Origin of the sequence: Methylobacterium sp. WL6 (assembly GCF_008040095.1) — a bacterium.
Lineage (GTDB): Bacteria > Pseudomonadota > Alphaproteobacteria > Rhizobiales > Beijerinckiaceae > Methylobacterium.
The window spans coordinates 1-12,137 of the sequence record NZ_VRVH01000132.1; the positions used below are offsets into that span (position 1 = coordinate 1).

Annotated in this window: 13 protein-coding genes; 7 read left to right on the forward strand and 6 right to left on the reverse strand. The window is 71.5% G+C overall.

Annotated elements, in window-relative coordinates:
* Positions 1 to 361 precede the first annotated feature (361 nt).
* Complete coding sequence (locus FV230_RS16780; protein WP_147729946.1) at positions 362 to 613, forward strand: hypothetical protein; 252 nt, start codon at positions 362 to 364, stop codon at positions 611 to 613.
* Positions 614 to 649: 36 nt separating this feature from the next.
* The gene (locus tag FV230_RS16785; RefSeq protein ID WP_147843214.1) at positions 650 to 958 is read left to right on the forward strand and encodes an MmcQ/YjbR family DNA-binding protein; all 309 of its coding nucleotides are present in this window, start codon (positions 650 to 652) and stop codon (positions 956 to 958) included.
* 122 nt (positions 959 to 1,080) lie between these two features.
* Here the strand turns inward: FV230_RS16785 and FV230_RS16790 are convergent, their stop codons facing one another.
* Positions 1,081 to 1,707, reverse strand: coding sequence for a LysE family translocator (locus tag FV230_RS16790; RefSeq protein WP_147843206.1), 627 nt, complete (start codon positions 1,705 to 1,707; stop codon positions 1,081 to 1,083).
* 117 nt (positions 1,708 to 1,824) lie between these two features.
* Between FV230_RS16790 and FV230_RS16795 the strand changes: the two genes are divergently transcribed.
* Positions 1,825 to 2,718 carry a LysR family transcriptional regulator gene (locus tag FV230_RS16795; protein WP_210248639.1) on the forward strand — a complete coding sequence of 298 codons (894 nt, stop codon included), beginning with the start codon at positions 1,825 to 1,827 and terminating at the stop codon, positions 2,716 to 2,718.
* A 61-nt stretch (positions 2,719 to 2,779) separates the two neighbouring features.
* Here FV230_RS16795 and lptB read toward each other — a convergent pair whose 3' ends face one another.
* The 5 genes from lptB to FV230_RS16820 form a co-directional block, all read right to left on the reverse strand.
* Positions 2,780 to 3,553, reverse strand: coding sequence for an LPS export ABC transporter ATP-binding protein (gene lptB, locus FV230_RS16800; RefSeq protein WP_243950730.1), 774 nt, complete (start codon positions 3,551 to 3,553; stop codon positions 2,780 to 2,782).
* 86 nt (positions 3,554 to 3,639) lie between these two features.
* The gene (locus FV230_RS16805; protein WP_147843208.1) at positions 3,640 to 4,434 is read right to left on the reverse strand and encodes an LptA/OstA family protein; all 795 of its coding nucleotides are present in this window, start codon (positions 4,432 to 4,434) and stop codon (positions 3,640 to 3,642) included.
* A complete protein-coding gene (locus FV230_RS16810) occupies positions 4,431 to 5,195 on the reverse strand; it encodes a lipopolysaccharide-assembly, LptC-related protein (protein ID WP_147728819.1) in 765 nt (254 codons plus the stop codon). The genes FV230_RS16805 and FV230_RS16810 overlap by 4 nt, the downstream gene beginning before the upstream one ends.
* Before the next feature lie 478 nt (positions 5,196 to 5,673).
* The gene (grpE, locus tag FV230_RS16815) at positions 5,674 to 6,300 is read right to left on the reverse strand and encodes a nucleotide exchange factor GrpE (RefSeq protein WP_243938182.1); all 627 of its coding nucleotides are present in this window, start codon (positions 6,298 to 6,300) and stop codon (positions 5,674 to 5,676) included.
* 82 nt (positions 6,301 to 6,382) lie between these two features.
* A complete protein-coding gene (locus FV230_RS16820) occupies positions 6,383 to 9,175 on the reverse strand; it encodes a [protein-PII] uridylyltransferase (RefSeq protein ID WP_147843209.1) in 2,793 nt (930 codons plus the stop codon).
* Between the two features lie 300 nt (positions 9,176 to 9,475).
* Here FV230_RS16820 and FV230_RS16825 point away from each other — a divergent pair, with 300 nt between their 5' ends.
* From FV230_RS16825 to FV230_RS16840, 4 genes are all read left to right on the forward strand, one after another.
* On the forward strand, positions 9,476 to 9,721 hold the full coding sequence (locus tag FV230_RS16825) for an AbrB/MazE/SpoVT family DNA-binding domain-containing protein (protein ID WP_210248640.1): 246 nt from the start codon (positions 9,476 to 9,478) through the stop codon (positions 9,719 to 9,721).
* The gene (locus tag FV230_RS16830; RefSeq protein ID WP_187275528.1) at positions 9,705 to 9,950 is read left to right on the forward strand and encodes a type II toxin-antitoxin system PemK/MazF family toxin; all 246 of its coding nucleotides are present in this window, start codon (positions 9,705 to 9,707) and stop codon (positions 9,948 to 9,950) included. Before FV230_RS16825 ends, FV230_RS16830 begins: the two co-directional genes overlap by 17 nt.
* A 219-nt stretch (positions 9,951 to 10,169) precedes the next feature.
* The gene (locus FV230_RS16835; protein WP_147843212.1) at positions 10,170 to 11,153 is read left to right on the forward strand and encodes an aliphatic sulfonate ABC transporter substrate-binding protein; all 984 of its coding nucleotides are present in this window, start codon (positions 10,170 to 10,172) and stop codon (positions 11,151 to 11,153) included.
* A 225-nt stretch (positions 11,154 to 11,378) separates the two neighbouring features.
* Positions 11,379 to 11,948 carry a LysE family translocator gene (locus tag FV230_RS16840; RefSeq protein ID WP_147843213.1) on the forward strand — a complete coding sequence of 190 codons (570 nt, stop codon included), beginning with the start codon at positions 11,379 to 11,381 and terminating at the stop codon, positions 11,946 to 11,948.
* Positions 11,949 to 12,137 lie beyond the last annotated feature (189 nt).

Genomic DNA, 12,137 nt, shown 5'->3' on the forward strand with positions numbered 1-12,137 from the left:
TTACTGAGACCGCGCCCCCCGCCTTCTACCCGCACGGAGTCGGCGGCTGCGTCAGCAGGTCGGCGGCTGCGGCCAGTGAGGGCGCGCCGACGCTCGCCGCGAGCGTCAGGGTGCGCACCAAAGCGACGAGCTTGGAGCGGGCCATAAGAATTCCTTCACGCTTAAATGTGCCGGAAGCTTTCGGTGCCGGCTCTGGTGACCTCCCGGACCATGGCGGCAAGGTCTTAAAGCTGGCTTAACGTTAAAACTTAGCGTTATGGATTGTTTGAGGTTCGCAATCCTGCACGTCGCCGATGCGGTCCTGCGGACACAATCGCCGTTCCGGGCGTTGCCTGCACAGCCTCCACCGAGCGAGATCGACATGACGCGCCTGTTCATCGCCGACGTCCGGACCCCGTCCGGCCCGCGCCCCCTGGTCACGGTGCGCGCGGCCTCGGAGGCCGAGGCGCTGCTGTTCCTCGAGGCGCACTACCCCGAGGACCGGATCGAGGCGGTGGCCGAGCCGGGCGAGTGGGCCAGCGATGCCGCGACCGGATCGAACCCCGGCGACGTCCGCGAGCATCCCGGCAGCACCTGGCCGACCAGCCTGTCGCGGGCGCCCGCCGGGCCCTGAGCGGTGCTGCCGGAGGACGTGCGCGCCCTCGCGCTGATGCTGCCGGAAGCGATCCTCGGCGCGCACAAGGGCAACCCGGATTTTCGCGTGGGCGGCCGGGTCTTCGCGACGCTGTGGACCGAGGAGGACCGGCTGGTGCTGCGGCTGTCGCCGGAGGACCAGGAGCGCCTGCTGGAGGCCGAGCCGGACCTGTTCTCGGCCATCGACGGCGCCTGGGGCCGCCGCGGCTGGACCAACCTCGACCTCGACGCCTGCGAGGAGGAGATTTTGCGGGACGCCCTGCTCGCCGCCTGGCGCGCCACGGCGCCGGCCGGGCTGGTCTCGGTCTACGAGCCGACGGCGTGAGGGCGGCCGCTCCGCGAGCCGGTGCTGAGCGCCGCCCGCTTGCGTCATTCGGCCCGGCGCCGTGGTGGTGATCGGGACCGCCCGGCGGCCCGTCGATCGCCGGGCGGGTCGTCGGGCTCGCCTCAGGCCTCAGCGAGCAGCTTGGCCGCGAACGCACCGAGCATGCCGCCCATCAGCCAGCGCTGCGCCCGCATCCAGGACGGGCGCCGGGCGAGGCCGGCCGCCAGCGCCCCGGCCGTGGTGGCGATGACGACGCCGAAGGCGAGGTTGAGGGCGATGTGCATCAGGCCGAGCGCCAGGGTCTGAGCCAGCACGCTGCCGTGGCCGGGGATCACGAATTGCGGCAGCAGCGCGAGGTAGAGCAGCGCCGCCTTGGGGTTCAGCAAGGTCGTGGCCAGCCCCATCGCGAGCACCCGGCATGGGCCGGCCTGCGGCAGGTCCGCGGCCTGGAACGGCGAGACGCCCCCGGGGCGCACTGCGGACCAGGCGAGGAGCAGCAGGTAGGCCGCCCCGGCGAGCCGCAGGGCATCGTGGGCGTAGGGCACCGTCGCAAGCAGTGCCGTGATCCCGAAGGCGGCGCAGGTCATGTAGAGCAGAAACCCTAGCGCGCTGCCCACCAGCGAGACCAAGCCGGCCCGGCGCCCCTGCGCGATCGAGCGCGAGATCAGGTAGATCATGTTCGGCCCCGGCGTGATCGCCAAGCCGAGGATCACCGCGCCGTAGGCGACGAGGGTGGGATGGTCGGGCATCGTCGGGCTCCTGCCGCACGCTTCGTGGCGGCGCAGCCCCGGATTTCCCATCCGCCCTTCGATCGGTAAAATACCATCTCAAGATCCCTGTGATACGGCTGGGCTATCGAAGTGACCGTGGACGTCCGGTTGATCCGCCACCTCTGGCTGTTCCTGGCGGTGGCCGAGGCACGGCATTTCGGGCGTGCCGCCCAGCGGCTCGGCATGTCGCAGCCCCCGCTGAGCGAGGGCATCCAGACCTTGGAGCGGATGCTGGGCGCGCGGTTGTTCGACCGCGACCGCCGCGGCGTGCGGCTCACGCCCGCGGGCGCCGCGATCCTGCCGGCGGTGCAGGTCTTCGCCGGCCAGGTGGAGCGCTTGGAGCGGGCCGTGCGCGAGGCGGTCGCAGGCCGGACCGGCACGCTGACCGTCGGCGCGATCAACTCGGCGCTTCTGGAGGACTTGCCGCCGATGGTGGCGCGCCTGCGTGCGGCCCGGCCGGGGCTGACGATCGCCGTGCGCGAGATCGACAGCGTCGAGGCGGTGCCGCTGATCGAGGCGGGCGAGATCGATCTCGCCTTCGCGCGCCTGGAAGGGGAACTCGGCCCGAACATCCGCTCGCGGCCGGTCGCCACCGATCGTCTCGCCGTCGCCCTGCCGCGCGATCACCGGCTGACCGGCATGGCGGCGGTCCCGCTGGCGCTGCTGGCCGATGCGGATTTCGCGATGTTCGCTCGCCGCTCCAGCCCGGTCTACTTCGACCGGGTGACGGCAGCCTGCCACGCGGCGGGGTTCGCGCCGCGCATCGTGCACGAGGTCCGCGCCGTGACCTCGCAGATCGCCTTCGTGGCCTGCGGGCAGGGTGTTGCGCTGGTGCCCCTGCGCTTCGAAGGGCTCGCCCCGCCCCAGGTCGTGATCCGACCGCTGGCCGAGAACGTCGAGATCGTCGCGGCGGCCCTGGTCTGGTCGGACGCCCGCAGCAATCCTCTGGTCGACGCGGCCATCGCGTCGTTCACGGAGCCGACCGGATGAGGCTTCCCACCCCGAGCCGTCCTTCCGGTCACGACACCGGGCCCGACCGGAGCCGCCGCCGCTACAGCCGGAAATCCTCGCCGAGGTAGAGCCGACGCGCGTCGGCGTTGGCGACGATTTCCTCCGGGGTGCCCTCGGTGAGGATGCGGCCGGAATGGGCGATGTAGGCGCGGTCGATCAGGCCGAGCGTCTCGCGGACGTTGTGGTCGGTGATCAGCACGCCGATGCCGCGCTGCTTCAGGTGCTTGACGAGGTCCTGGATGTCGCCGACCGCGATCGGGTCGATGCCGGCGAAGGGCTCGTCGAGCAGCATGAAGGTCGGCGACGAGGCCAGCGCCCGGGCGATCTCGCAGCGCCGCCGCTCGCCGCCCGAGAGCGCGATCGACGGGGACTTGCGCAGGCGCGCGATGTCGAATTCCTCGAGCAGCGAATCGAGCTTCCTCGCCCGCGCCTTGCGGTCGGGCTCGGCGACCTCGAGCACGGCGCGGATGTTGTCCTCCACCGTCAGCCCGCGGAAGATCGAGGCTTCCTGCGGCAGGTAGCCGATGCCGAGGCGCGCGCGCTGGTACATCGGCAGGTGGGTGATGGCCAGGCCGTCCAGCGTGATGTGGCCGCGGTCGGCCGCCACCAGCCCGGTGATCATGTAGAAGATCGTGGTCTTGCCGGCGCCGTTCGGCCCGAGCAGGCCGACCGCCTCGCCGGTCCGCACCGTGAGCCCGGCCTCGTGCACGACGGTGCGCGCGCCGTAGCTCTTGCGCAGGCCGCGGACGCTGAGGATGCCGGGGCCGCCCTCGACCTCGGACGGCGCGGCCTCGGGCCGGGCGCGGCCGAGCACCCGCCCGAGCCAGGACGGGCGCGGGCTCGCGGTCTCGGACCGGTGCGGGGAGAGGGCCTGACCGCCGGGGACGCCGATCGAACCGCTCAATTGGCCTGGGCCCGCGTCTTGCCGTCGGACTTGCCGTCGCCCTTGGCGGCATCCGTCTTGGCTGCGTCACCCTTGGCTGCGTCGGCCGGCTTCGGCGCGGTCCTGGCGATGCCGGCGGGCTGCGCGCAGCCCTTGGCGGGCTTGTCCTTCTCGGCCTTCTCGCCCGGCACGAACAGGGCGGAGACGCGCCCGCCCGGCACCGGGTCCATGTTCGCGCGGCCGGTGTTCATGTCGTAGACGAGGCGTTGGCCGCGGGTGACGTTTTGGCACTGGCTCAGCACGACGTTGCCGGTGAGCACGATGCGCTTGGCTGCCTGGTCGAACACCGCGCTGTCGCCGGTGGCGACCTGGTCCTTCTGCACCACCGTGACCGGGCCGGCGCATTCCACCTTCTGGATGCCGTTCTCGCCCATGCCGGCCGCATCCTTCGGCTTGTCCTCGGCCTCCGCGGCCGGGCTCGCCTTGTCCTTGGCGTCCTTGTCCTTGCCGCGCTTGTAGTGGACCGTCATCGTCGAGCAGCGGATGGTGCTCTCGCCCTGCACGGCCACGACGTTGCCGGCGAAGATCGCCTTGCTCTCGCGGTCGAACACGTCGAGCCGGTCGGCGTCGATCTTGATCGGCTCCTTGCCGCCGCCCATCGATCCGAACGGCGAGGTCGGATCCTTCTTCGGCGCCGCCGCGACGGCCGGCTTCTCGGCCCGGGCGGGCGCGACCGGCAGCGCAACGGAGAGAAGCGACGCGGCCGCGAAGGCGGCGGCGAGCCGCGCCGGCAGACCGGACAGGCCGGTCATGGGCGGCCGTCCGTCGGCTCGGCCGAGGAGGTGAGGACGCGCAGGGGCGCCTTGGCCGGCTCGGCCTTGTCGTCGGCCTTCGCGTCCTTGGCCTTGTCCTGGTGGAACACGGTGTGGACGTTGCCGATGAACGAGATCACGCGGCCGTTCTCGACCACGTCGAGCCCGTCGGCGACCACCTGGCCGCTCGGCACCGACACGGTGACGGTCTCGGCGGATTTCACGCTGCCGGCCTTGAAGTCGACGGCGGCCGATTGCAGCCGCGCCTCCTCGCCCTTGTCGGTCCAGATCCGGATGTCCTGCTTAAGGTCGAGCGCCTCGCGGGTGGTGTCGAACAGCCCGGTCGCCGCCTCGATCCAGGCGAGGCCGCCCTTGTCGTCGGTGGCGACGTGGCCGCGCATCGCCTCGAGCTCGATCAGGCTCGGCTTGCGCATGTCCTGCAGCGCGGCGGTGGCGGTGACCTCGTAGCCGCGGTCGCCCTTGCGGAAGCCGGAGAGCTTCGGGTTCTCCATCCGCACCTTGGTGCCCGACAGCGTCACCGGCCCGACGCTGACGCCGGGGATGACGGCCGCGAACGGGTTGAACAGCCAGGCTCCGAGCGCGATCACCGCGCCGCCCGCGACCAGGGGCAGCACCCGGCGCAGCGTGCGCACCTGGGCGCTGTGGCGATGGGCGCGCGCATGCGCGCGGGTGCGGCGCAGGTCGGTCCGACCGCTCGCCTGGGCGTACCCGTTCATCTCGACCGCGTCGACGACCTGCATGACGATTCCGATGCGCGACGCTGGGGCGATGCGCCCGCGAGCCCGGCCCTGACGCTTCGCGCGCCGCGCCGACTCGTCCGGGATGCGCCCGGCCGATGGCGAAGTTATGGCCCAAGCGTTTCCGAATGTTCAACTGTCGCCTGCATCCGGAAGCCGTGCGGGCGAGGATTCGGCGGACGCGCCGTGCGTTCGCGCACGGCGATGGCGCGGCCGTTCCCGGATGGCGTGCGCTGGCGGCGCCCGACTCGGGCGGGCCGCTGTCGGACTGTCCTGCGACGCCCGATCGCCCGTCCCTCCCGCCCGGCGGGGGGGAAGGGCGCCTTTCCCGTTCGAGAGAGGCGGCGCGGTGCGTAGCGGGATCGATCCGGCGCCGAGACCCCGCGCAGCCGCGAACCGACGGGCCGGGCAGGAAGGCGTCGCGGCGGCCCCCCCGAGGCGGGACCGCAGGCCGGACGAGGCCCGGCCTGCCTCGGCCGCCTTACGCCTGCGCGGCGTCCGCCGGCGCGCCGGCCTTCGGGCCGCCCTTGGCGACGCCGACCAGGGCCGGGCGCAGGGTCCGGTCGCCGATGACGTAGCCCGACTGGACCACCTGCACGACGGTGCCGGCCGGCACCTCCGGGTCGGGCACCTCGAACATCGCCTGGTGGCGGTTCGGGTCGAAGCGCTGGCCCTTGGGCTCGACCACCTTCACGCCGTGGCGCTCCAGGGTCTTGGCGAGATCCCGCTCGGTCAGCTCGATGCCGTCGATCAGGCCCTTCAAGGCGCCCTCGGCCGAGGCCCGCGCCTCGGCCGGGACGCTGTCGAGCGCGCGGCGGATGTTGTCGGCGACGTTGAGCACGTCGCGGGCGAAGTTGGTGACCGCGTAGGTCCGGCCGTCGGCGACCTCGCGCTCGGTCCGGCGGCGCAGGTTCTCCATCTCGGCCAGCGTGCGCAGCGTGCGGTCCTTCAGCTCGTCGCGCTCGGCGGTCATCGCCGCGAGCTTCGCGTCGGCGGCCGACCCGTCCTGGGACGCGGGGGCGTCGTGCGGCGCCTCGTGCGCCACGCCGGCCCCGGCCTCGACCGTGCTCTGGCGCGGGTCGTCATGCTGCATGTCGTTGCTCGTCATCGCGAAAAGGGCTCGCCGGGTGATTTCGGGGTCGGCGTTGATATCAGGCGCGCGGGCCGCGAAATCAACCCGGCGAAGCACATCACGCCTCCCGCGGCGGCGGCGCGGCGACGAGCGCCTCCAGCCCCTCCGCCTTCATCACCGCCACGTCGCCGGCGAAGACCTCCATCACCGCGCTGCGGATCGCCGCCTGGCGGTCGGGCTGGGTGACGCGGGTGCCGGTTAGGTCGGTGACGTAGAATACGTCCACCGCCCGCTCGCCGAAGGTCGCGACATGCGCCGAGGTGATGTTGAGGTTGAGGCGGTTCAGCGCCGTGGTCAGCTCGTAGAGCAGGCCCGGCCGGTCGAGACCGGTGACCTCGACCACCGTCTCGCGGCTGGACAGCGCGTTGTCGATCGCCACGTCCGGCGGGACCAGGAAGGTCTTGGCCCGGCCGGCGGAGGGCGGGTGCTTGTCGGCCACGAGCTCGGCGATCTTGATCTCACCCTTGAGCGAGCGCTCGATCGAGGCGGTGATGCGCCGGCCGCGGCGCATCTCGTCCTCGTCGCGCTCGAAGGCGCGGGAGATGAAGATCGAATCGAGGGCGAAGCCGTCGCTGGTGGTGAAGGCCTGGGCGTCGACGATGTTGCCGCCGGCCGCCGCGCAGGCCCCGGTGACGATGGCCAGCAGCCGCGGATGGTCGGGCGAGTACACCGTCAGCTCGGTGACGCCGCGGACCGGATCGGTCTCGACGTCGGTGGCGCTAGTGCGGCCGGCCTCGATCGCCTGGCGGATGAAGCCGGCGTTCTTGAACTGGCGCACGCCGTCGACCTTCAGCCAGTAGGCCTGGTTGTGGCGCGCGGCGTAGGCGTCGAACACCTCCGACGACCAGTCGGGCAGCTGCTCGCGCAGGCCCATCTGGATCAGCCGGACGCGGTCGGTGCGGGCGATCTCGGAATGGCCGCCCGACAGCACCACCTCGGTCTCGTCGTAGAGGGTGCGGATCAGCGTGCCCTTCCACGCGGTCCAGACGCCGGGGCCGACGGCGGTGATGTCGGCGACGGTGAGGATCGTCAGCAGGCGCAGGCGCTCCAGCGTCTGCACCACGGCGGCGAACTTCTCAATGGTCTTCGGGTCCGAAAGGTCGCGGCTCTGGGCGGTCATCGACATCAGGAGATGGTGCTCGACGAGCCAGGCCACCGTCTCGGTCTCGGCCTGGGTCAGGCCGAAGCGCGGGCACAGCTTCTGCGCGATCGCCGCGCCGGCGATCGAGTGGTCCTCGGGCCGGCCCTTGGCGATGTCGTGAAGCAGGATCGCCACGTAGAGCGCGCGCCGGTTGTGGATCGCGTTGACCAGGCGCGAGACCAGCGGGAACTGCTCCTCGGTGCGCCCGGAATCGATCGCCGCGAGCACGCCGAGCGAGCGCAGCAGGTGCTCGTCCACCGTGAAGTGGTGGTACATGTTGAACTGCATCATCGCGACGATGCGGCCGAAATCCGGGATGAAGCGGCCGAGCACGCCGGCCTCGTTCATCTGCCGCAGCACCGATTCCGGCGAGTTCTTCGAGGTCAGGATCTCGAGGAAGAGGCGGTTGGCCTCCTCGTCGGCGCGCAGCGCGTGGCCGATCAGGCGCAGGGAGCGGTTCGCCAGGCGCTTGGCGTCGGGATGGATCGCGAGGTTGTGCCGGTCGGCGAGCCAGAACAGGCGCAGGAGGTTGACCGGATCGCGCTCGAACGCGTCCTCGGCGCGGACGTTGACCCGGCCGTGGTCGAGCCAGAAATCCTCCGCCTCGATCGCGGTGGCGCGGAACCGGTCGCGGAACTTGCCGATCCAGCGGTCGAGCACCGGCGTGCGCTTGGCGTGGCGCGCCTCCAGCTCGGCGCAGACGATGGCGGTGAGGTCGCCGACGTCCTTGGCGATCAGGAAGTACGCCTTCATGAAGCGCTCGACGCCCGACAGCCCGCCGCGCGGCCCGAAGCCGAGGCGCTCGGCGATCTTCGGCTGCAGCCCGAAGGACAGCCGCTCCTCCGCGCGCCGCGTGACGAAGTGCAGGTGGCAGCGCACCCGCCACAGGAACTCGTCGCAGCGCTCGAACAGGCGGTACTCCTCCGCCGTGAACAGGCCGGCGGCGACGAGCTCGACCTGGTCGCGCACCCGGTAGGTGTACTTGGCGATCCAGAACAGGGTGTTGAGGTCGCGCAGGCCGCCCTTGCCGTCCTTGACGTTGGGCTCGACCAGGTAGCGCGAGGAGCCGGCCTTGGTGATGCGGCCGTCGCGCTCGCGCAGCTTGGCCTCGACGAACTCGTGCGCGGTGCCCATCACCAGCTCGGCGTCGAAGCGCGTCACCAGCTCCTCGAACAGCACCCGCGTGCCGAACAGGAAGCGCGCCTCTAGGAGCGCCGTGCGGATCGTCATGTCGGCGCGGGCCTCGCGCAGGCATTCCTCGACCGAGCGGGTGGCGTGGCCGACCTTCAGCTTGAGGTCCCACAGCACGTAGAGCATCGCCTCGACGACGCTCTCCGACCATGCGGTCTGCTTGTAGGGCAGCAGGAACAGGAGATCGATGTCGGAGCCCGGCGCCATCGTGCCCCGGCCGTAGCCGCCGGTCGCCACCACCGCGAGCTGCTCGCCGGTGGAGGGGTTGTCGTTCGGATAGAGCCGCCAGACCACCGCGTCGTGGATCGCGCGCACCACCGCGTCGGTGAGGTTCGACAGGGCGCGGGCGCAGCGCATGCCGTCCCGGTCCTTCAGAAGCTGCGCCTCGGCCGCCGCGTGGCCGGCCTCGATGACCCGCTTAAGCTCCGGCACCAGAACGGCGCGGAGCTTCGTCGGCTCACGAGCTTCGCGATCCAGGGCATCCAGAACCTTGTCCAGGGCAGCGACGGCATCGAACATGGGTACCCGTTAGCATGAACTGCCGGTGCTGCCAGCGGGGCCGGGCTTCCGGACCGGCGCGCCGCGTCGAGCCAGGGTCCTCGAGCCGGGGCTCGTCAGCGAAGGGCCTCGGGCGAGGGGCCGCGAGCAAGAGCCACGCCGAAGCCACGCTCGATCCGGATCCGCCGGAGCGGGCGGGGTGCCGGTGGGCGAGCTTTGACGCGCCGTCCCGGGGATCGTATATACGAAGGCGATACGTTGATGCGAGCGCGGCACGGTGCCGTTCGAAGCTTGGTCACAGCCATGCCAGGAGAGGTGCGCGTGATCGTTCAGTTCTCCCGATGGGGCAACAGTCTCGCCCTCCGCATTCCGGCGCAGATCCTGCGAGACGTCGGCGCTGCGGAAGGCAGCACGGCCGAACTGAGTGTCGAGGAGGGGCGGATCGTCATCGCGCCGCGCGCAGAGCCGTCGCGCTACACCTTCGACGGCCTGCTTGCCGGCATCACCAAAGAGAACCTGCACGACGACCAGTTCGAGGGGCGGACGGTCGGTGACGAGATCTGGTGAGCCGCCCTATTGCCCTGATCTCGGCGACCTGATCTTTCTCGAGTTCAGTCCGCATCTTGGGACCGAGCAGGGCTTCACCCGGCCCGGGCTCGTTCTCACGCCGCGGTCCTACAACGGCCTCGTCGGGCGCTGCTTCGCGTGTCCGGTCACCAGCCGCGGACGTGGCTACCCTTACGAGGTGGTCCTGCCGTCCGGGCTGAAGATCCACGGCTTCGTCCTTGCGGACTAGGGCAAGCCGCTCGCCTAGGCCGAGCGCTACGCGCGCTTCGTCGACGTCGCGCCGGCGGCCGTGATCGATGATGTGAAGGCGAAGATCGCGGCGTTCCTGCAACTCGGTTGATGCCGATCGTCCACGGCTGTGCGTCCTATATTGCGGAATTGTCGTTTGACATAAAGAACGCACCGGCCTAGCTCGGATCAAACGCCCGATCCGAAAAGGACTGTCCTCATGCGCCTTGCCCGCCGCGCGCTTCTCGGTGCCGCCCTCGCGCTCGCTCTCCCGGTCGCCCTGCCCACCGCCTTGTCCGCGCCCGCCGGCGCCGCCGAGGTCAAGGAGGTCCGCCTCGACTGGGCGACCTACAACCCGGTCGGGCTGGTCCTGAAGGACAAGGGGTTTTTGGAGGAAGCGCTGAAGCCGAGGGGCATCACCGTGCGCTGGGTCCAGTCGCTCGGCTCCAACAAGGCGCTCGAATTCCTCAATGCCGGCGCGATCGACTTCGGCTCCTCGGCCGGCGCCGCCGCCCTCGTGGCGCGCATCAACGGCAACCCGATCAAGGCGGTCTACGCCTACTCGCGGCCGGAATGGACCGCGCTCGTCACCCGCAAGGACAGCGGCATCGCGCGGGTCGCCGACCTCAAGGGCAAGCGCATCGCGGTGACCCGCGGCACCGACCCGCACATCTTCCTGATCCGCGCCCTCCAGGGCGCGGGCCTGACCGAGCGCGACGCCAAGCTCGTCCTGCTCCAGCACGCCGACGGCCGCACGGCGCTCGACCGCGGCGACGTCGACGCCTGGGCCGGCCTCGACCCGATGATGGCCGCGGCCGAGATCGAGAACGACGACGTGCTGTTCTTCCGCGACGCGAGCGTCAACACCTGGGGCCTGCTCGACGTGCGCGAGGCGTTCGCCCAGGAGAACCCCGAGCTCGTCCGCACCGTGATCGCCGCCTACGAGCGGGCGCGGCTGTTCGCGATCCAGAACCCGGACGCGCTGAAGGCGGCCCTGGTCGCCGCCACGAAGCTGCCCGAGCCGGTGATCGCCCGGCAGGTCGCCCGCACCGACCTCTCCGAGCCGGCGGTCGGCAAGGCCCAGGCGGCCTCGATCCAGGCGGCCGGCCTCGCCCTGCAGCAGGCCGGCATCATCCCCGCCGGCACCGACGTCCCCGCCGCCGTCGACGGGCTGATCGACACGCGCTTCAACCCGGCGCGGTAGGCGAGGGCGTATCGAGCCCCGCTCGCATCGTTCGTCGCAGAGCCGTATCGTCCGCGCGATCCGCAGCGCGGCTCCTTCTCCCAGGGGGAGAAGGGTGGGATGAGGGGCGTGCCTCAGACGGAAAGGTCACACCCCTCACCCTGTCCCTCTCCCCCTGGGAGAGGGGGCCCGCGCCGCGATATGCCCACGGTTCGGTCGACGCACACAGCAGGAGCGACCGGAGGCATGCCCGAGATCACGAACCTCCTCGCCTTCGCGCTGGTCTCCCTCGGCATGGTGCTGACGCCGGGGCCGAACATGGTCTACCTGGTCTCGCGCTCGCTCTCGCAGGGGGCGGGCGCCGGGATCACCGCGCTGCTGCTCGCCGTGCCCTTCGCCTACGACGCCCTGCGCCTTTCCGGCGCGCTCTACCTGCTGTGGCTGGCCTGGCAGGCGGTGCGGCCGGGCGGGCGCTCGCCGTTCCAGCCGCGGATGCTGCCGCCCGACGGGCCGCGGCGGCTGTTCGCGATGGGGTTCCTGACGAACCTCCTCAACCCGAAGATCGCGGTGATGTACCTGTCGCTGCTGCCGCAGTTCATCACGCCGGGGCACGGCAGCGTGCTGGTGCTATCGCTGGTGCTGGGGTCGGTGCAGACCGGGATCAGCGTCGGCGTGAACGCGCTGCTCGCCGTCACCGCCGGGTCGGTGGCCGGCTTCCTCGGCGGGCGCCCGGCCTGGATGGTGGCGCAGCGCTGGCTGATGGGCACCGTGCTCGCCGGCCTCGCGGTGCGGATGGCGACCGAGGCGCGGCGCTGAGCCCGCGGCGGTGCTATAGGGCCGCCGACCCTCCAGCTCCCGACGGTCCGATGCCACACCTTTCCGAGCTCTACGCCCGATGACCGGACCCGCGGCCGCTCCGGCGGCGAACGCCGCTTCCAACCTCGCGCCAAGCGCCGCCCCACGGGCCGGACGCGCGGTCTCCCCGCGCTTGGGCCGGGCCGGCCT